Below are 19,177 nucleotides of genomic sequence, written 5' to 3' on the forward strand. Positions count from 1 at the left end.
GTTAGGTCTTGATTCCGCTTCCGGAGAAGCGCGCATGACCGGCAAAGGCCCCCCGCCCGAGACGACGCCCCCCGGCAGGACCGCGAACCCGTCGGCCATCCCAAACGGCCGCGGGCGCGTCACCCTGCAGATCATCGCCGACCATCTCTCGGTCTCGACCGCGACGGTCTCGCTGGCGCTGCGCGGCTCTCCGCTGGTCGCGGAGGCGACGCGTCTGCGCGTCCAGCAGATCGCCCGCGAGATGGGCTATAGCTACAACCGCAGCGCCGCCTCCTTGCGGACCGACCGCACCAACATCCTGGGCGTCGGCTTCCACGACATCACCAACCCGTATTTCGCCGAATTGCTGGCCGCGATCGAGGAGACGGCCACCGCCCATGGCCGCTCGATCCTGCTTGGCACCTATGCCGAGAGCCTGGAGCGCCAGGACCGCGTGCTCTCCACGCTGAAGGAATATCGCCCCGACGGCATGATCATCTGCGCAGCCGGCGGCAGCACGCCCGAGGCCTTCGACCATCTGATCGCGGCCGGCGTGCCGCTCGTCCAGCTCTCGCGCGAGATCATCGGGCTCGACCTCGATTTCGTCGGCTCCGACGACCGCCAGGGCACGGTCCTGGCCGTGGAGCATCTGATCGCGCTCGGCCACCGCCGCATCGCCTTCCTCAGTGAGAGCCAAAGCATCTCGACCGGCCGCAACCGTTATGCCGGCTATTGCGGGACGCTGGCGCGGCACGACATGCCGCTCGACCCGGCCATCGTCTATTCCGCCTATGGCACGCGCGAGAACGGCCTCAAGGGCATCCAGGCGGTCCTGGACGTCGACGACCCGCCGACCGCCGCCGTCTGCTTCAACGACCTGACCGCCTTTGGCGCCATGATGGGCTTGCGCCATCGCGGGCTGGAAGCGGGCGTCGATTTCTCGCTGATCGGCTGCGACGATGTTCAGGAGGCGGCGCAGTGGTATCCGGCCCTGACGACGATCAAGAATTTTCAGGCCGAGATGGGCCACAAATCCGCGGAATTCCTGATCAAGCGTATCGCCGAGCCCGACGCCCCGACGCGGCGCCTGCTGCTGACGCCGGAGCTCGTGCTGCGCGCCACCACCGCTCCGCCCAGGCGCTGAGCCTGGTCTCACGGATCATTCGCAGGCTTGGCGTTGAGCGCGCGATAGGCCCGCACCACCTGCGAATCGTCGCGTGCGCCATGGCCCAGCCCCGAGGCCGCCAGGAACATCTGGTGAGCGGCGGCCGCCAGCGGCAGCGCCGTCTTGGCGGCGCGCCCGGCATCGAGCACGATGCCGAGATCCTTGACGAAGATGTCGACGGCGCTGGCGACAGTCGGATCGGGCTCATGCATGCGAGGGCCGCGATCCCTGAGCATCCAGGAGGATGCCGCTGAACCGCCCATGATCTCGAACAATACGCGCCCGTCGATTCCGGCCTTTTCCGCGAGCGACAGCGCCTCGGCGGCTACAGCGATATGCACGCCGCAGAGCAGCTGGTTGACCGTCTTCACCGTCGCGCCCTGCCCCGGCCGCTCACCGACATGGAAGACCTTGTCGCCCATCGCGTCGAGCACGGGCCTGGCCTTGTCGAAGCTTTCCTGGGGAGCGCCGACCATGATCGAGAGCGTCGCCGCCTTTGCCCCGACCACGCCGCCCGAGACCGGCGAATCGACGAAATGCCGGCCGGATCTGACGACCTCGGCCGCGATCGCCTCGACTTCGCCGGGCGGGCAGGTCGCCATCAGCATCACGACCGCACCGTCGCTGAGCGCGGCCAGTGCGCCGGCCTCGAACAGGACCGCACGCGCCTGGGCGGCGTTCACCACCATCAGCACCAGCGCATCGGCGCCGGAGGCCGCAGCCTTGGCGCTGTCGGCGGCATGCCCCCCGGCGGCCACCAGCGCCTCGCGCGCGCTTTCGCGCATATCGAAGCCGGTGACGCGGAACTGCCGTTTGATGAGGTTCTCGGCCATCGGCGCGCCCATGGCGCCGAGCCCGACGAAGGCGATGGAAAGGGGGGTGGTCGGCATCAGGTAAGGCTCTTTCAGCTCCACCGTCATCCCGGGCAAGCGAAGCGCAGACCCGGGATCCATCGGAGAGCGCAGTTCCTTACGATGGATCCCGGATCAGCGCCGCGGAGCCTGCCCTTGGGCCGATCGAAGATCGGACCCGAGGGCCGCTTGTCCAGGATGACGGCGCGGATGGAACAATGGGCAACGCAGACCCAGCAATATCACTCCTTCACCGCCCCGGTCATCGCCGACACGTAATGCTCGACGAAGAAGGCGTAGAGGATAACGAGAGGCAAGGAGCCTGCCAGTGCGCCTGCCATCAGCGAGCCCCAGCGATAAATGTCGCCATCGACGAACTCGTTGACGATCGCCACCGGCACCGTCTTGTTCTGCGTCGAGGACAGGAAGGTCAGCGCGTAGATGAATTCGTTCCAGCACAGCGTGAACGAGAAGATGAAGGCCGAGATCAGGCCCGGCACCGCCAGCGGCAGGATGATCTTGGTCAGGATCTGCCAGCGATTGGCGCCGTCGATCAGGGCGCATTCCTCAAGCTCGAAGGGGATGGTCTTGAAATAGCCCATCAGGAGCCAGGTCGAGAACGGGATCAGGATCGTCGGATAGACCAGGATCAGCGCCAGCGGCGTGTCGAACAGGCCGACATTGTAGATCACCGTCGCCAGCGGGATGAACAGGATCGAGGGTGGCACGAGATAGGCCAGGAAGATCAGCGCACCGACGGTCTGGGCCCCCTTGAAGCGCAGGCGCACGATCGCATAGGCCGCGAGCACGCTGGCCACCAGCGAGATGAACGTCGCGCAGCTGGCGATGAACATCGTGTTCCAGAGCCAGCGCGGATAGTCGCTCTCGAACAGCAGCTTGTGGATGTGCTTGAAGGTCGGCGTCCAGGTCCAGAACGGGCTGACCCTGTCCATGTCGATGAGCTGGTTGTCGGGCTTCACCGCCGTCAGCGCCATCCAGTAGAACGGGAACAGCAGCACGACGAGGATCAGGAACAGCGGGATATAGGTCGTGACGATGCGGCTCGGCACCGTCTCGAGATAGGCCATCCCCTCGCTATGGTCCTGGGTGGCGGCGCGGTGGCCGGCGTCGATGCTAGTCATTGCTGCCGCCTTGCTGCCATTTGCGTGTCTGGAGCCCGTACCAGGCGATGCCGATGGCAGCGAGCAGGAAGGGGATCATCGCCGTCGAGATCGCCGCGCCCTCGCCGAGTTGCCCGGCGATGATCGCACGCTGATAGGACAAGGTCGCCATCAGATGGGTCGCGTTGACCGGGCCGCCGCGCGTCAGCGCCCAGATCAACTGGAAATCGGTGAAGGTGAACAGGACGGAGAAGGTCATCACCACCGCGATGATCGGCGTCAGCAGCGGATAGGTGATGTGCCGGAAGCGCTGCCAGTTCGTGGCGCCGTCGAGCGTCGCCGCCTCGTAGAGCGAGGGCGAGACGGTCTGCAGGCCCGCCAACAGCGTGATCGCGATAAAGGGCACGCCGCGCCAGACATTGGCGAAGATCGTCGACCAGCGCGCATTCCAGGGATCGCCGAGGAAGTTGATGTTGTGGTCGATCCAGCCGAGCTGCCGCAGCGACCATGAGATGATCGAGAACTGCGAATCGTAGATCCACCAGAAGGCGATGGCCGAGAGCACCGTCGGCACGATGAAGGGGATCAGCACCAGCGCGCGGATCAACGCCTTGAACGGCAGGTGCTTGTTGAGCAGCAAGGCGAGATAAAGCCCGATCGCGAACTTCGCGACGCTGGCGACCACCGTATAGAGCAGCGTGTTGAAGACCGACATCCAGAAGACGCTGTCACCGCCGAGCCACTCATAGTTCTCCAGCCCGATGAACTCGCCGGCGCGGCCGATCTTGGTGTCGGTGAAGGAGAGCCAGACGCCGAGGAAAAGCGGGTAGCCCAGGAACAGGATCAGGATGCCGGCAGCGGGCACCATGTACCAGAATCCGAGCCAGTTGCGGCTGCTGCACAGCTTCTGCCAGGCGGAGCGCTCGCTCCTGCCCTTGGTCAGTCCGGCCGGCATCTCGATTGCTGAATTGGCCATCGCTATTCCGGTGTCAGGATGAAAAACGGGTCCGGCCAGGCGGGCCGGATTGTGATGCGAAAGCATGTGCCGGGAGAGGCCTGCCACAACCCGCCGGAGCGGGCCGTGACAGGCGATTGTCCTGGCTTAGCGGTAGATGCGCTTGGCCTGCCGCTCGGCGCCGGCGATGGCGCCCTTCACGTCTTCACGTCCGGTCACATAGTTCGCGAACATGTCGACCACGATGAAATCGGCGATCGCGGAGGCTGCCTTCTCACCCAATGTGCCCAGGCCCGCAGGCGTCAGGGTACGCTTGGCGACATCGCGGTAAGGCGTCGTCTTGGGATCAGCGGTCCAGACCGGGTTGGTGTCGTATTCGCCGAGGAAATGCGACAGGTAACCCTGCGCCGCGCCGATCCACGGATTGTACTGCTTCGCATCCAGCATGAAGGCGATGAAGGCCTTGCAGGCGTTCGGCACCTTGGTGAACTGGAAGGCGAGCATCGTGAAGGGCAGATGCAGCTCGGTCGGCTTGCCCACCGGCCCGATCGGCATATAGGCGTGGTCCATATCGGCAGCGAGCTCAGGTTTCTCTTTCTTCGCCGTGACATAGACCGAGATGCCGTTGACGGTGGTGTGCAACTCGCCGGCGAGGAAAGCCTTGTTGTTCGAGGAATCGTTCCACGAGGCCGTGCCGGGAAGGAAGGTGTCGTAGAGCGCCTTGCCGTATTCCAGCGCCTTGGCGGTCTCCGGCGAATTGATGATGACCTTGTCGCTCTTGTCGACGAGATAGCCGCCGTGAGACCAGAGCAGCCAATGCATCCAGGTGTTGGCATCGCCCGAGGCGTGGCCGAACGCCATGCCGGCCGGAGTGTTGTTGGCCTTCAGCGCCTTGCAGAGCTCGAGGAAACCGGCCGTGTCCTTGGGGAATTCCTTGAACCCGGCTTTCTGCATCGAGGAGATGCGGTAATTGACCAGGCCGCCGCTGGCGGCGATCGGAATGCCGATCCATTTGTTGCCGAGCTTGCCGTAGGCCTCCGCCGAGGGGAACCAGCCGCCATGCTTCTCGCCGAGATATTTCGAGACATCCGAGAGATCGAGGCACTTCTGCGGGAAGAGATGCGGCAGCGAGTAAAGACCCCAGACCAGATCGAGCCCTTGCCCGGTATTGGCCACGACCGAGGCTTTGGGCTGCAGGTCGTCATAGGATTCATTGGTGACGGTGATCTTGGAGCCGGTCGCCGCCTCGAAAGCCGCGACGAGCTTCATGAACTCGACGTCCTCGGCCTCGACGAAGCGCTTCCAGCGCATCAGGTTGATCTTGGCGTTCGGCTCCACCTTGAACGGCGAGGCCTGCGCCCAGGCCTTGGCATAGTCGAGCAGGTTCGTGCCGGCGCCGAGGCCCAGCGCAGCACCGCCTTTGATCAGCGATCTACGATCGAAATTCATGTTCATCCTCCCTGGGGATATGGGTCCGGCAGCTCTTTTTCGGCCGCCTTGAACCGGATCATCCGGTTTGCCTGTCAGCCCGGCCCGTTCACAAGGGAACGAGCTGCCGGGCTTGATGTCGTATCGTGGTCTCTCCTGATCGCGTGGACTGCTTGCTGCCAGCTTCGCGAAGCCGGTCTCAGTCGATCCGCTTGCCTGTCGCCGCATCGAAGAGATGCGTCACATTGGTGTCGGGCGTGATGCCGATATTCTCGCCGGGCTTCGCATCGATCCGCTCGCGGAAGACGCAGGTCATCTCCTGGCCGCCACAACGCACCACCACCTGCGTCTCCGAGCCGGTCGGCTCGATGACCACGACCTCGGCCTTCAGGCCGTTGGGATCAAGCCGGAAATGCTCGGGCCGGATACCATAGACCGCAGCCTTGCCGTTCGAATCGGCCGGGTGCTTGCCGATCGGCCAGGTGACACCGCCTTCGGTCACGAAGCCCTCGGGCTTGATCGTGCCCTTCAGCAGATTCATCGAAGGCGAGCCGATGAAGGCAGCGACGAAGAGGTTGTTGGGCTTGTCGTAGAGATCGAGCGGGGCGCCCATCTGCTCGACGATGCCGTCATGCATCACGACGATCTTGTCGGCCATGGTCATGGCCTCGATCTGGTCATGGGTGACGTAGACCGTGGTGGTCTTCAGGCGCTGATGCAGCTCCTTGATCTCGGTGCGCATCTGCACGCGCAGCTTGGCGTCGAGATTGGAGAGCGGCTCGTCGAACAGGAAGACCTGCGGATCGCGCACGATGGCGCGGCCCATGGCGACGCGCTGGCGCTGGCCGCCCGAGAGCTGGCGCGGATAGCGGTCGAGCAATTTGTCGAGCCCGAGAATCCCCGCTGCCTTGCCGACGCGCTCGTCGATCTCGGCCTTCGGGGCTTTGCGCAGCTTCATCGAGAAGGCCATGTTGTCGGCCACCGTCATATGCGGATAGAGCGCATAATTCTGGAACACCATGGCGATATCGCGCTCTTTCGGCGGCACGTCGTTGACGACGCGCGGGCCGATGCGGATTTCGCCGCCGGAAATGTTCTCAAGGCCGGCGATCATGCGCAGCAGAGTGGACTTTCCGCAGCCGGACGGGCCGACCAGGATGACGAATTCGCCGTCGCTGATGTCGATGTCGACGCCATGGATGACTTGCGTCGAGCCATAGGCCTTGCGCACGTCGGCAATCTGGACTGAGGCCATGTGAGCCTTCCTTTGGACTTGCTTCCCCGAGGACATGGTGCGTCCGGGCCGAGGCCCGAGCGTTCCGTGCCGCTTGCTCTATCGGCTTCTTGTGACCGATCGATGCCAATGGCCGCAGTCCAGGCCACGCCTGTTGCGTCCAATTTCATCTGCGATAAAGTCATACGATACGGACAGGCGTGTCAAGCGCCGGGCGCGCAGTGAAGGCGCCGGGTTTCCCGGCGTGTTTTGTTGCAATGCGGAAGGAACGCCAAGACGATGCGGGTGCGCGATTTTTCGCGGCCGACGACCTTGAACGCCGACCGCCTGTTCGGGCAGGTCGCGCAGAAACTCGCTGTCGCCATCATCTCCGGAACCTTCAAAGCCGGCGAACTCCTGCCCAATGAGGACGCCTTGCGCTCCGAGATCTCGGTCTCGCGCACCGCCTATCGCGAGGCGGTCAAGGTGCTCACCGCCAAGGGGCTGGTCGAGTCCCGGCCGAAAAGCGGTACCCGCGTCGCGCCTCGCGACAGCTGGAACCTGCTCGACCCCGATGTCCTGTCCTGGCATTTCAAGGCCGATCCGAACGAGAAATTCATCCGCGATCTCTTCGAGTTGCGCCGTTTCGTCGAGCCGAGCGCCGCGCGGCTTGCCGCGATCCGCCGCTCGCCTGCCGACCTTGCGCGCATCGAGGCCGCCTATCGCGGCATGACCGACAACCCGCCCTATGCCGAGGCGACGATCCGGGCCGATCTCGCCTTTCACGAGGCGATTTTTGCCGCGACGCAGAACTCCGCCCTGCAATGCCTGACGAGCGTCGTCACCGCGGCGATTCAGTGGACGCTGCTGCTCAAATCGGCCGATGACCGCAACTTCTTCGTCGAATCGCTCGTCGATCATGAGCGGGTGCTGGAGGCTGTGATACAGCGCGACGGTGACCTTGCGGCCTCGCGTATGACGGCGCTGGTGATCGACGCCCTGAACTCGACGCTGGCCTTTCTGGGGCCGAATAGCAGTGCGCTAACCCACAAAATCGCGTGAATAAATCATACTACATATGCGCCCATAGGCGCTTTTCCCGCATCGCGAGGCGTGTAGAGATGAGCGGCGGTTGCGCGCGGAAGTGCTCGACGCAGCAATCTAATCGATTCAGATTCGCCGAATCAAGTTTTCTCCCATTCTCCCCCAGACGATGGAAACGCACGCCATGACACGGCCCAACGCAACCGAGATCATCATGACGGGCCCGCTGATGGCCTATGCCGCCGACCAGTTGAAGGCGCGCTTCACCGTGCACGAACTCTGGAAGGCCGAGGACAAGGCCGCTTTCCTGCGTGAGGTCGGCGAGCGGGTGCGCGGCATCGCCGGCGGCGGCCATATCAGGATCGACGGCGCGCTGTTCGACGCCCTGCCCAAGCTGGAGATGATCGCGAATTTCGGCGTCGGCTACGACAATGTCGACGCGACGGAGGCCGGCAAACGCGGCCTCGTCGTCTCCAACACTCCCGATGTGCTCTCCGACGAGGTCGCCGATCTGACCATCGGCCTGCTGCTCTCGACGATCCGGCAATTGCCGCAGGTCGACCGCTATCTGCGCGAAGGCAAATGGCTGAAAGGCGCCTATCCGCTGACGACCTCGCTGCGCAAACGCTCGATCGGCATCGTCGGCCTCGGCCGCATCGGCAAGGCGGTCGCGCACCGGCTCGAGGCCTTCGGCGTGCCGATCGCCTATCACGGCCGCTCGCGCCAGGCCGATGTGCCCTATCGCTACTACCCCTCGCTGGTCGAGATGGCGGCGGATGTCGACACGCTGGTCTCGGTCGCGCCCGGCGGCGCCTCGACCCATCACATCATCAATGCCGAGGTCTTCAAGGCGCTCGGCCCCAACGGCATCGTCGTCAATGTCGGGCGCGGCACGGTCATCGACGAGAAGGCGCTGATCGAGGCGCTGCAAAACAAGACGATCCTCTCCGCCGGCCTCGACGTCTTCGAGGACGAGCCGCGCGTGCCGGCAGAGCTCATCGCGATCGAACATGCCGTGCTCTTGCCTCATGTCGGCTCGGCCTCGGTCCACACCCGCGAGCAGATGGGCCAGCTTGTGGTCGATAATCTGTTTTCATGGTTCGATGGCAAGGGCCCCCTCACCCCGGTTCCCGAGACGCCATGGACGAAAGCCTGAGATTGCAGCGCAAACCTCCTGGGGTACGTCGCCTGCCATTGCTTGCGGCAGGCCTGATCGCGCTCGCAGGCGCCGCCCACGCCCAGACCCCCGTACCGCCGCGCGGCGCCGATAAGGCGCCCGACAGCCTTCGCCCGCTGCTCGGCGCCTGGGATCTCGAACGGGTCGGCGCATCCCGCAAATGCACCATCACGCTCGGCGTTGAGCCTGCCGGCAGTGGCCGGCAGGTACGCTTTCCCGCGACCTGCCGCCGGGCGCTCCCGCTGCTCGACCAGGTCGCCGCCTGGACCGTCACGCCCGAGGGCGCCCCGCGCCTCGACGACAGCTCCGGCAAGACCGTGCTCGCCTTCGGCCGGGCAGGTACTGAGGCCGGGCTGCAGGGCAAAGCGGCGGACGGGCAGCAATATTGGCTCGACCCGAAGGGTTACCCGCGCGCGGCGCGCCGCGCCCCGTCGAACCCGGCCGAGTCAGCCGCGCTCGCAGCCCAGCGGCCGACCGCTATCGATCCGGCGCGTGCGCCTGCCGCCGACACCTTGCCCGGCCGCTATTCTGTGATGCGTCAGCAGAACCGCGAAGCCTGCAAGCTCGTCCTGACGCCCGGCCCGCTGGACCGCGCCCCTGCCGCTTTGGAAGGGCCGTGCCAGGATACCGGATTGACGATCTTGGATCCCGCCGGCTGGCGCTATACGGCGGGTCGGCTCAGTTTGGTCGCGCGCAAGGGCCATAGCCTCGATCTCGTCTTCGAGAACGGACAATGGCGCAAGGATCCTGCCGTCGGCGCACCCTTGATGCTGCGCAAGCTGCCCTAGATCACGTCGCATTCTAAAAGCTTAGAGCATTGCTCTAGCGCTCAGATGAAGAATTCGTTCTTCAGTTCCTGGGGAAAAAGCCGCTCGGCATAGAGCTTCCGAAAGCGCTCGGCGCCAATCGATGCCGCCACGTCCTGATTCAATCTCAGGATCGAAAGGACGTGCCCGGTCCGAACGCCGAAGGGGCTCGACGTCAACATCGGGTCGATGCGCAGATCCTTCAGCATCCCCTGCTCGCCGGCCGCGCCCGCTTTATCGTGTTCCTGCTTGAAATGGGCGATATGTCGAATCGTCTCTTCGCCGCAGATGCCGTCGATGTTGAGTTGTCTGCCGCTGCCCGGAATGAAATTGTACTGTTCGCCGTCGAACTTCTGCGGCTGATCCTGAAGCAGCCGGATGAAGAACTGGACGAGCAGGACGTCGCTCCGCCTGTTGGGGGCCCCCCGACCGACAGCCTGGTCGATGAGGTATATGATCTGGATCGTCGACGTTTCTCTGCTCAGGACCTTGAGGCGCGGCATGGCTGTTCACTCCAAACACATCGCGCCCAAATAGTAGCAGAACGCGCGCCGGCTGAATACGAGCCTGCGTGGGTGCTCCTCTGCGTATCTCAGACCGCAGTTTGCGCCGGCTCGCCCTCGGCATCGAACCCGGTCTCCTTGTCCAGGATCGCGTGCATGCGCTTCTCGTCGAGCGCATTCTCCCATTTCGAGACCACGATGGTGGCGACGCCGTTGCCGATCAGATTGGTCAGCGCGCGCGCCTCCGACATGAAACGGTCGATACCGAGGATCAGCGCGATCGAGGCCACAGGGATATGGCCGACCGAGGCCAGCGTCGCCGCCAGCACGATGAAGCCCGAGCCGGTGACGCCGGCCGCGCCCTTCGAGGTCAGCAGCAGCACGGCGATGATGCCGATCTCCTGCGAAAGCGTCAGGTCGATATTGGTCGCCTGCGCCAGGAAGATCGCAGCCATGGTCAGATAGATGCAGGTGCCGTCGAGATTGAAGGAATAGCCGGTCGGGATGACGAGGCCGACGACGCTCTCCTTGCAGCCGAGATGGCTCATCTTGGCGATCATGCGCGGCAGCACGCTCTCGGACGAGGAGGTGCCGAGCACGATCAGGAGCTCTTCCTTGATGTAGGCGATGAACTTCACGATCGAGAAGCCGTGCAGCCGCGCGATCGTACCCAGCACCAGGAAGATGAAGAGCAGGCAGGTAGTGTAGAAAGCCGCCATGAAGCTGCCGAGCGAGACCAGCGTGCCGACGCCGAACTTGCCGATGGTGTAGGCCATCGCGCCAAAGGCGCCGATCGGCGCCGCCTTCATGATGATGCCGACGATCTTGAAGAAGACGTGGGAGATGTCGTCGACGAATTTCAGCACCGGCTTGCCGCGCTCGCCGATCATCTGCAGGCCGAAGGCGAAGAGCAGCGCGAAGAACAGAACCTGCAGGATTTCACCATTGGCGAAGGCGCCGACCACCGTGTCGGGGATGATCGCCATCAGGAAGGCGACAGTGCTCTGGTCGTGCGCCTTGGCCGTGAAAGCGGCGATGCCCGAAGTGTTGATCGTGTTGACGTCGACATTCATGCCGACGCCCGGCTTCCAGAGATTGATCACGACGAGGCCGACGACGAGCGCCAGCGTCGTGACCAGCTCGAAATAGAATAGCGCCTTGAGGCCGACCCGGCCGACCTTCTTCATGTCGTCCATCGATGCGACGCCATGGACGACCGTGAGGAAGATGATCGGCGCGATGATCATCTTGATCGCCTTGATGAAGGCGTCGCCGAGCGGCTTCATCGCCTCGCCGGTCTGCGGGTAGAAATGCCCGAGCAGGACGCCGATCGTGATCGCCGTCAGAACCTGCACGTAAAGATGGGTCCACCAGGGACCTTGATGGCCGCGAGTGAGCTCCGCCGTCGCCGTTGCCATGACCGTCCCTCCGGGCGCGCACCTGTTCCGGTGCATCTCGACAGCCGCTACGCCGATTTCTGCGGGACGACAAGATACCCCAGCGACACCGCCTGGCTGCTCGCGCGGCGGCCTGCGCCGCCGCCCGCTGTCATTGCGATATGCGCTGGGGCTCGGGCCAGCCGACCTGACGGCCGAGTTCGGTCGTGTGGCAGGCGGAGAGCGCAAGCAGCGCCAGCGCCGCGATCGTAAATCGTATCATGCTGATCTCTGGAGGTTGTTAGGGACTATGAGGATGAAGGCCGCCGCGGGCTCTAGAGACGGATCAATGTGAGAACCGGTTCCCACTTTTCGCATCCTGCTCTGGCCGCGATGTCTCAATCGTGATCGTCGAAAATCCGGCGGGTGAGGCTTTCAATCTGGTCGCGATGCGCGAACACGATGAGCCCGCTGAGGGCAAACAGCACGATCGCCGGGATCGGCGAGCCCGGGATGGCGAAGAGATGGGCCAGGATGGCGCCGACCATGATGGTCGCGAGAAGCGCCCCGCCGAAAGCCGCGAAGGCCGGAAGCAGGATCATGACAGCGCCGATCACCTCGAGCGTCCCGGTGACATAGCGGAACCACTGGCCCAGCCCGAGATGCTCGAAACTCTCGACCATCATCGGCACGCCTGCGAGCTTGGCGCCGCCAGCCGCGAAGAAAACTGCCGCGAGCAGAACCTTCAGGCTCCATAGACCGATCCGCCGCCAGCGCGGCACCGTCTCAACATGAGTGAGTGACATGAGTTCCTGCCGAATAGAGGTGAAAACGGAAGGGAAGCAGCCCTTGACCGGCCACTTCCTTCACTCACAATTCGGATCTAGGATTGAAAACACAAGAAGGATGGTTTTTGTAACGTAGTATGAAAAACAAGACTATTGAGATCCCAGATCTGATCGACAGCGCCGAATCCGACACGGATTCAAATGCCTGCGCCGGCGCGCCGCCAGTCCGGCAATTTCAGGCGGCGATGCGCATCCTGACCGGCAAATGGAAGGGCGAGATCCTCTGGCAACTCACCCAGGGCACCTTGCGCTTCGGCGAATTGCGCCGGGCAATCCCCGGCATCACCCAGCATATGCTGACCACGCAGCTACGTGACCTGGAGAAGCACGGCCTCGTCAAGCGCACGCTCTATGCCGAGGTGCCGCCGCGCGTGGAATACGAACTCACCCGAGCCGCTTTCGATCTGCGGCCGGTTTTCGAGGAGATCCAGCGCTGGTCGCAGACGCATGCGATCATGCTGCATCCCGCAGCAGCCGAGGCCGAGCCGCATGACGGGCTGGCGCGCCCGCGCCGCCGGAGGCCCTGAACGGAAAGCTGCGTTCCAAAGGAGAGGGCGCAGCTTTGCCGCCCTTCATTCCGCCGCCTGCGGAGCGGTGAGAACGCCGCGCCGGATCTGATCCTCCTCGATCGATTCGAACAAAGCGCGGAAATTGCCTTCGCCGAAGCCGTCATCGCCCTTGCGCTGGATGAACTCGAAGAAGATCGGCCCGAGCACCGTGCCGGAGAAGATCTGCAGCAGGACCTTGCTCATACGGCCCGCCTTCTCGCCGAGAGCGACTGCGCCCTCGCCATCGATCAGGATGCCGGTGGCTTTCAGCCGCTCAACCGGCTCGCCATGGTTCGGCACGCGCGCATCGACCTTCTCGTAATAGGTCTCGGGCGGAGCCGGCATGAAGGGCAGCGCGTTGCGGCGCAGCTGTTCGACGGTGGCGTAGATGTCGCGCGCGCCCATCGCGACATGCTGGATGCCTTCGCCCTTGTACTGGCGCAGGTACTCCTCGATCTGGCTCTTGTCGTCGAGCGACTCGTTGATCGGGATGCGGATCTTGCCGCAGGGAGAAGTCAGCGCCCGCGAGATCAGCCCGGTCAGTTTGCCTTCGATGTTGAAGAAGCGGATCTCGCGGAAATTGAACAGCTTGCCGTACCAGCCGGCCCAATGATCCATGCGCCCACGATGGACGTTGTGGGTGAGGTGGTCGAGGTAATACAGCCCGGCCTGCTCGGGATGGGGATCGCGCTCAGCCGTCCACTCGAAATCGACATCCCAGATCGACCCCTTCTCGCCATAGCGATCGACGAAATAGAGGATCGAGCCGCCGATGCCCTTCACCGCCGGGATCGCCAGCTCGCCGGGGCCGATCCTGCTCTCATAGGGCTCGGCGCCGAGCGAGACCGCGCGCTCGAAGGCATGCTTGGCGTCGACGACGCGGAAGGCCATGGCGCAGGCGCAAGGGCCGTGCTCGACCGCAAAGCCCTGGGCGAATGAATTCGGTTCGGCATTGACGACGAAATTGACGTCGCCCTGACGGTAGAGCGTCACTTTCTTGGAGCGGTGCTGCGCCACCCGCGTGAACCCCATCTTCTCGAACAGCTCACCCAGCTTCTCCGGCTCGGGATGGGCGTATTCGACGAATTCGAAGCCATCCGTTCCCATCGGATTGGCCTCGGAAATGGCGGGCGGGGCGGCGTCGAACGGAAACGGACCCATGGATATTCTCCTGCAGGTGACCTGCCATTATCTTCGCGCGTGAATGCGGCACGGAGCGTGCAAAAGCGCTTGCATAACCGCAGATTACGCACAGGATGCGCGCATCAGAGGAGTATCATGCAAATATCGCCCAATCTCGACAGCTTCGACTGGCGCCTGCTCGACGCGCTCCAGCAGGACGCATCGTTGACCAACGGCGCCCTGGCCGAGAAGGTCGGCCTCTCCGCGAGCCAGATCTCGCGGCGCCGCCAGCGGCTGGAGCAGGACGGCACGATCCGCGGCTACCGCGCCTTGATCGAGCCCTCAGCCATCGGGCTCGGCATCACCGTCTTCATCCATGTCGCGCTCAACACGCATTCACGCGACAATGCGCGGCGCTTCCGCGATCTGGTCCGGCTGACGCCGGCGATCCTCGAGGCCCATGCCCTGACGGGGGAAGCCGATTACCTGCTCAAGGTCGCAGTCGGCGACCTCAAGGAGCTGTCGCGCTTCATCAACGAGATCCTGATGCCGCATGAGAGCGTGGCGCGCGTACGCTCCGAAATCGCGCTGGAAACGTTGAAGGAACCGGGCCTGCTGCCGTTGGCGGGACCCTAGAGCAGGATGCGAAAAAGTGGGAACCGGTTTTTCGCACCGATCCTGCTCTAACTCTTTGATGAGAGACGGATTCAGATTTCAGATGGGATCACTCCGTGATTCCATCTGAAATCATCCGGCTCTAGCAGGCTGCTGAAGAAGTCTGTTCTGGCTCTTGGTTTAGATGGTCTTTGCTGTTTTGGCAGCGACTGGCGCAGCTGGGAAGCGTCGGCGGCTTGTCTTCTGGTGGATGCTGCTGCCGGAGCGTGGCTTGGTCCGCTTGGCGCTGCCCTTCATGCGGTCGCCTGGGCTAGAAGCTTGGGGATGCGGACGAGGTTGTAGGCGGCAACTGCGAAGGTGAAGACCGCCTCGGCCTTGGTCCGGGACCGGACCTTGACCTTGGCCAGCCCGGCCTGGGTCTTGATCCAGCCGAAGACCTCCTCGATGCGCTTGCGGCAACGCTGGCTGATCGCGTAGCCGGGATGGCGGGTGATGCGGCCGTCGATGGCGGTCTTGCGCACCTTGCCGGTCTTGGACACCGCGCCGTTGATGGCGATGTGCGGCGTCACCTGGCGCGCCCGCAGGTCGCCCACGAAGGCCTCGACATCGTAGGCCTTGTCGGCTCCCAACGTGATCCGATGTCGGCTTTCGCGCCGGTCGAGCATCGCAAGCGTTGCCTCGCGCTCGGCCGTGCCGGTGGCGTGGGTCAGCGTCGCGTCCACCACGAGGCCATGGCGGTTCTCCATCAGCGCATGGCCTATGAAGCACAGCCGGCTCTCGTGCCCGTCGCTCTTGCGATAGAGCCGGGCATCGGGATCGGTGGTCGAGGCATGGGTTACATTCGAGCGCTTTTCCTTGCGGAAGTTGCGCTCGCCGTTGCGGCCAGGCCCAGGCGGCTCGTCCGAGCCGTCCTTGCGCCGGAAGCTCTTCATCGAGGCCCAGGCATCGATCAGCGTGCCATCGACGGAGAAGTGGTCGCTCGACAGGAGCTGCTTCACCTGACGCAAAGCCAGCAGCCCCGACAGGAAGGCGTGGGCCACATCCGCTTCCAGAAGCCGGTCGCGGTTGTGCGTGAACACCGTCGGGTGCCAGACCGCGGCATCCATCTCAAGCCCGACGAACCACCGGAACAGCAGATTGTAGTCGATCTGCTCCATCAGCATCCGCTCGGAGCGAACCGAGAAGAACGCCTGCAGCAGCGTCGCGCGCAGCAGCATCTCCGGTGGGATCGAGGGCCGACCCATCTGCGAATACAGCGTCTCGAAGCGACCGTTCAGACCCGCCAGAACCTCGTCCGCCAAAGCCCGGATCGCTCGCAGCGGATGATCCGCAGGAACCCGCTCTTCCAGCCGGATGTAGCTGAACAGGCTATCCGACCGATCCTCACGTCCCCGCATCGCAAGACCCCGCATCTGCCTCAGACAGAATGAATCATCTCCAAGACGATCCCGCCAGAGACTTCTGCAGCAGCCTGCTAGAGCGCTTCGAGCTAAGCGGGTACCGGTTCCAGCGAAGAAAACGCGTTAGAACAACGACGTAGAGGGATTGAACGGTCCAAATAGATCGGAAATTGCTCTCGACGCGTCATCACATTTTCGCAGGTCTGACCTGGAGATTGTACAGGATGACACTTAGGTGCAGGCTACCACAATCACGGAATCTGGAGACCGCTCGATGTTCAACGCCAAATCGCTTCTCGATGCCCTGGTCAGCGCCGGCAGCCAGGCCGGCAAGTCAGGCGGACAATCGGGAGGCCTCGGCGCAGTGCTCGGCGGACTGGCGGAACAGGCGCAGAAAGCCGGTGGCGTTGGCGGACTTGCCGGCATGGCCGGCCAGATTCTAGGTCAGGCGACGCAAGGTGTCGGCGATGCCGCCCGCCAAACCGGCGTCCAGCAGAAGGCCAATGATGCGCTCGGCCAGGTCACTGGCGGGCGTACGCCGCAGGACATTCTGGCCCAGGCCAAGGGCATGTTCGACAAGAACCCGGCGATGGCAACGGCTGTACTCGGCGGGCTCGGCGCGCTGGTCTTCGGCTCCTCGGCGGGGCGGGCCGTCGTCGGCTCGGCCGCCAAGCTGGGCGGCCTCGCGCTGATCGGCGGGCTGGCCTACAAGGCCTATCAGAATCATCAGGCGGGCAAGCCGCTGCTCGACACGCAGGAGCCGGTCCAGCCGGCTCCTGCCGGCACCGGCTTCGAGCCCGCAGCGGCGAACGAGGCGACGGCGCTGATCTTCATTCGCGCGATGATCGCCGCGGCAGCCGCCGACGGGGCGATCGACGAAGACGAGCGCAAGAGCATCCTCGGCGGCCTGCGCGAAGCCGGCTTCGATCCCGAGGCCAATGAGTGGCTGGCCAATGAGATGGCGCATCCGGCCTCGGTCGACACCTTGGTCGAAGGCGCAACCAGCCCCGAATTGGCGGCGCAGATCTATACGGCGGCGCGCATCGCCATCAATCCCGACACGGCCAAGGAGAAGGACTTCCTCGCCGGGCTCGCGGGCTCGCTCGGGCTCGACGCCGAGCTCGTCGCGAATATCGACGCGGCGGCGAGCGCCGCGAAGGTCTAGAGCGGGATGCGAAAAAGTGGGAACCGGTTTTTCGCATCAATCCTGCTCGATCTTTTCGATGAGAGACGGATTCAGATGTCGAATGGGATCACCAAGTGATCCCGTTTGACATCATCCGGCTCTAGCCGCCGGCGCAGACCTGGGGTGCGCCGAGCACGGATTGACCGCCCGGCGTGCCCGGCCGACGGATAGGGATGCAATCACCATCCTCGCACTGGTCGGCGCGCCTGCCATTCTACTATGGCTGGGTGGTCATCGGCATCGCCTTCGTCACCATGGCGGTCGCCGTCAGCGCGCGCACGGCGTTCTCGCTGCTGCTGCCGCCGCTGATCGATGAGTTCGGCTGGGATCGCGGGCTGGCTTCGGGAGCCTTCTCGTTTGGCTTCCTGCTTTCGGCCGCGACCAGTACATTCGTCGGCCGCGTCATGGACAAGCATGGCCCGCGCGTCGTGATCGAGACGGGCGTGGCGATGCTGGCAGCGGGTCTGCTGATCGCGCCGGCGATCGGGGCGGCCTGGCACCTCTACCTGACGCTCGGTGTCCTGGTCGGCTGCGGCGCCAATCTGATGAGCTTTTCGGCACAGTCGCTGTTCCTGCCGAACTGGTTCGTGCGCCGCCGGGCCTTTGCGATCAGCATCGCCTTTTCCGGCGTCGGCGTCGGTGCGGTGCTGCTGCTGCCCTGGCTGCAATCGATCATCAGCCGGGAGGGCTGGCGCGCCGCCTGCTGGGTCATGGGACTGATCGTGCTGCTGGTCCTCGGCCCGCTCAACCTGCTCGTTCGGCGACGGCCGCAGGATCTCGGCCTGCTGCCGGATGGCGAGACGGGCTCAGCCGGCACTGGCGCGGCACAGCGTGCGGCAGCGGTGGCCGATCCGGCCTGGGTCGCCATCGAATGGACGCTGGCGCGGGCACTGCGCACCGGCCGCCTCTGGTGGATCATGCTCGGCTATTTCTGCGCATTGGTTGCCTGGTATGCCGTGCAGGTCCACCAGACCAAATACCTGATCGAGGTCGGCTTCAGCCCACTCACGGCCGCCTGGGCGCTCGGACTGGTCAGCGCCGCCGCCATCCCCGGCCAGATCGGTTTCGGCGCGCTGTCGGATCGCATCGGCCGCGAATGGATCTGGATGGTGGGCTGCCTCGGCTTCGCCATCTGCTATGCCGCGCTGATCGCGCTGGAGCACAGGCCGTCGCCCGTCCTGCTCTATGTGATGGTGATCGCGCAGGGTTTCCTGGGTTACGCACTCGCCTCGGTGATGGGCGCGATCGTCTTCGAGATTTTCGAAGGGCCACATTTCGGGGCGATCTTCGGGACAGTCACGGTGGCACTGCTCGGTGGCGGCGCGGCCGGGCCCTGGCTGGCCGGCACGATCCACGATGCGACCGGCAGCTATCGCCTGGCCTTCCTGCTGGCGATCGCCTGCTGCCTCGTCTCGGCGGCGGCGATCTGGCTGGCGGCGCCGCGGAAGGTGCGGCTGGTACCCGGGCGCGTCAGGCGGCTCAGTGGGCCGCGGATTCCGAGAACAGGTTGATGACGATCACCCCGGCGACGATCATGACCATGCCGATCATCGCCGGGGCATCGAGCTTCTGGCCAAACAGCACGAGCGCGATCAGGCTGATCAGCACGATGCCGACGCCGGACCAGATCGCATAGGCGATGCCGACCGGGATCGTGCGCAAGGTCAGCGACAGGAAGTAGAACGCGCTCGCGAAGGCGATCACGGTGATCAGCGAGGGCACGAGCCGCGTGAACTCGTTTGACGCCTTCAGCGCCGAGGTGCCGATGACCTCGCTGATGATGGCGATCGCGAGATAAAGATAGCTCATGCGGCCAGGCTCCCGGCCCGCATCCGCGAGC

General features: G+C 64.3%; 19 protein-coding genes. 8 read left to right on the forward strand and 11 right to left on the reverse strand.

Annotated features, from left to right (window positions below; translation table 11 throughout):
* The first annotated feature begins 34 nt into the window (after nucleotides 1-34).
* Nucleotides 35-1,123, forward strand: a complete 1,089-nt coding sequence (locus tag BHK69_RS02625) for a LacI family DNA-binding transcriptional regulator (RefSeq protein ID WP_083269083.1) — start codon at nucleotides 35-37, stop codon at nucleotides 1,121-1,123.
* An 8-nt stretch (nucleotides 1,124-1,131) separates the two neighbouring features.
* Here BHK69_RS02625 and BHK69_RS02630 read toward each other — a convergent pair whose 3' ends face one another.
* The 5 genes from BHK69_RS02630 to BHK69_RS02650 all read right to left on the reverse strand — a co-directional run bounded on the left by BHK69_RS02630 (nucleotide 1,132) and on the right by BHK69_RS02650 (nucleotide 6,754).
* On the reverse strand, nucleotides 1,132-2,034 hold the full coding sequence (locus BHK69_RS02630) for an NAD(P)-dependent oxidoreductase (RefSeq protein WP_069693317.1): 903 nt from the start codon (nucleotides 2,032-2,034) through the stop codon (nucleotides 1,132-1,134).
* Between the two features lie 203 nt (nucleotides 2,035-2,237).
* A complete protein-coding gene (locus BHK69_RS02635) occupies nucleotides 2,238-3,137 on the reverse strand; it encodes a carbohydrate ABC transporter permease (protein WP_069688751.1) in 900 nt (299 codons plus the stop codon).
* A complete protein-coding gene (locus BHK69_RS02640) occupies nucleotides 3,130-4,092 on the reverse strand; it encodes a carbohydrate ABC transporter permease (RefSeq protein WP_069688752.1) in 963 nt (320 codons plus the stop codon). Before BHK69_RS02640 ends, BHK69_RS02635 begins: the two co-directional genes overlap by 8 nt.
* A gap of 126 nt (nucleotides 4,093-4,218) precedes the next feature.
* The gene (locus BHK69_RS02645) at nucleotides 4,219-5,526 is read right to left on the reverse strand and encodes an ABC transporter substrate-binding protein (protein WP_425285544.1); all 1,308 of its coding nucleotides are present in this window, start codon (nucleotides 5,524-5,526) and stop codon (nucleotides 4,219-4,221) included.
* Nucleotides 5,527-5,698: 172 nt separating this feature from the next.
* On the reverse strand, nucleotides 5,699-6,754 hold the full coding sequence (locus BHK69_RS02650) for an ABC transporter ATP-binding protein (RefSeq protein WP_069688753.1): 1,056 nt from the start codon (nucleotides 6,752-6,754) through the stop codon (nucleotides 5,699-5,701).
* 258 nt (nucleotides 6,755-7,012) lie between these two features.
* Here BHK69_RS02650 and BHK69_RS02655 point away from each other — a divergent pair, with 258 nt between their 5' ends.
* From BHK69_RS02655 to BHK69_RS02665, 3 genes are all read left to right on the forward strand, one after another.
* Nucleotides 7,013-7,774 (forward strand): FadR/GntR family transcriptional regulator, encoded by a 762-nt coding sequence (locus tag BHK69_RS02655; protein ID WP_069688754.1) that lies wholly within the window; start codon nucleotides 7,013-7,015, stop codon nucleotides 7,772-7,774.
* 166 nt (nucleotides 7,775-7,940) lie between these two features.
* Nucleotides 7,941-8,912: a 2-hydroxyacid dehydrogenase gene (locus tag BHK69_RS02660; RefSeq protein WP_069688755.1), complete on the forward strand. Its 972-nt coding sequence runs from the start codon at nucleotides 7,941-7,943 to the stop codon at nucleotides 8,910-8,912.
* Nucleotides 8,897-9,721: an AprI/Inh family metalloprotease inhibitor gene (locus BHK69_RS02665; RefSeq protein WP_158516146.1), complete on the forward strand. Its 825-nt coding sequence runs from the start codon at nucleotides 8,897-8,899 to the stop codon at nucleotides 9,719-9,721. Before BHK69_RS02660 ends, BHK69_RS02665 begins: the two co-directional genes overlap by 16 nt.
* Nucleotides 9,722-9,762: 41 nt before the next feature.
* On the opposite strand, the gene BHK69_RS02670 is transcribed toward BHK69_RS02665, so the two are convergent.
* The 3 genes from BHK69_RS02670 to BHK69_RS02680 form a co-directional block, all read right to left on the reverse strand.
* Nucleotides 9,763-10,242, reverse strand: a complete 480-nt coding sequence (locus BHK69_RS02670; RefSeq protein WP_069688757.1) for a hypothetical protein — start codon at nucleotides 10,240-10,242, stop codon at nucleotides 9,763-9,765.
* 89 nt (nucleotides 10,243-10,331) lie between these two features.
* On the reverse strand, nucleotides 10,332-11,660 hold the full coding sequence (locus BHK69_RS02675) for a dicarboxylate/amino acid:cation symporter (protein WP_069688758.1): 1,329 nt from the start codon (nucleotides 11,658-11,660) through the stop codon (nucleotides 10,332-10,334).
* A gap of 356 nt (nucleotides 11,661-12,016) precedes the next feature.
* The gene (locus BHK69_RS02680) at nucleotides 12,017-12,424 is read right to left on the reverse strand and encodes a DoxX family protein (protein WP_069688759.1); all 408 of its coding nucleotides are present in this window, start codon (nucleotides 12,422-12,424) and stop codon (nucleotides 12,017-12,019) included.
* 227 nt (nucleotides 12,425-12,651) lie between these two features.
* Here BHK69_RS02680 and BHK69_RS02685 point away from each other — a divergent pair, with 227 nt between their 5' ends.
* Nucleotides 12,652-12,993 carry a winged helix-turn-helix transcriptional regulator gene (locus tag BHK69_RS02685; RefSeq protein ID WP_069693319.1) on the forward strand — a complete coding sequence of 114 codons (342 nt, stop codon included), beginning with the start codon at nucleotides 12,652-12,654 and terminating at the stop codon, nucleotides 12,991-12,993.
* Nucleotides 12,994-13,038: 45 nt separating this feature from the next.
* Here the strand turns inward: BHK69_RS02685 and hppD are convergent, their stop codons facing one another.
* Nucleotides 13,039-14,175: a 4-hydroxyphenylpyruvate dioxygenase gene (hppD, locus tag BHK69_RS02690; RefSeq protein ID WP_069688760.1), complete on the reverse strand. Its 1,137-nt coding sequence runs from the start codon at nucleotides 14,173-14,175 to the stop codon at nucleotides 13,039-13,041.
* Between the two features lie 117 nt (nucleotides 14,176-14,292).
* Between hppD and BHK69_RS02695 the strand changes: the two genes are divergently transcribed.
* Complete coding sequence (locus tag BHK69_RS02695; protein WP_069688761.1) at nucleotides 14,293-14,772, forward strand: Lrp/AsnC family transcriptional regulator; 480 nt, start codon at nucleotides 14,293-14,295, stop codon at nucleotides 14,770-14,772.
* Between the two features lie 272 nt (nucleotides 14,773-15,044).
* Here BHK69_RS02695 and BHK69_RS02700 read toward each other — a convergent pair whose 3' ends face one another.
* On the reverse strand, nucleotides 15,045-16,148 hold the full coding sequence (locus tag BHK69_RS02700; RefSeq protein WP_069693320.1) for an IS5 family transposase: 1,104 nt from the start codon (nucleotides 16,146-16,148) through the stop codon (nucleotides 15,045-15,047).
* A gap of 277 nt (nucleotides 16,149-16,425) precedes the next feature.
* Between BHK69_RS02700 and BHK69_RS02705 the strand changes: the two genes are divergently transcribed.
* Both BHK69_RS02705 and BHK69_RS02710 read left to right on the forward strand, forming a co-directional pair.
* Nucleotides 16,426-17,316: a tellurite resistance TerB family protein gene (locus BHK69_RS02705; RefSeq protein ID WP_069688762.1), complete on the forward strand. Its 891-nt coding sequence runs from the start codon at nucleotides 16,426-16,428 to the stop codon at nucleotides 17,314-17,316.
* Nucleotides 17,317-17,510: 194 nt separating this feature from the next.
* Nucleotides 17,511-18,848 (forward strand): MFS transporter, encoded by a 1,338-nt coding sequence (locus tag BHK69_RS02710; RefSeq protein WP_069688763.1) that lies wholly within the window; start codon nucleotides 17,511-17,513, stop codon nucleotides 18,846-18,848.
* On the opposite strand, the gene BHK69_RS02715 is transcribed toward BHK69_RS02710, so the two are convergent.
* Complete coding sequence (locus BHK69_RS02715; protein ID WP_069688764.1) at nucleotides 18,817-19,146, reverse strand: SMR family transporter; 330 nt, start codon at nucleotides 19,144-19,146, stop codon at nucleotides 18,817-18,819. The two genes, BHK69_RS02710 and BHK69_RS02715, sit on opposite strands and share 32 nt — an antisense overlap.
* Nucleotides 19,147-19,177 lie beyond the last annotated feature (31 nt).

Origin of the sequence: Bosea vaviloviae (assembly GCF_001741865.1) — a bacterium.
Lineage (GTDB): Bacteria > Pseudomonadota > Alphaproteobacteria > Rhizobiales > Beijerinckiaceae > Allobosea > Allobosea vaviloviae.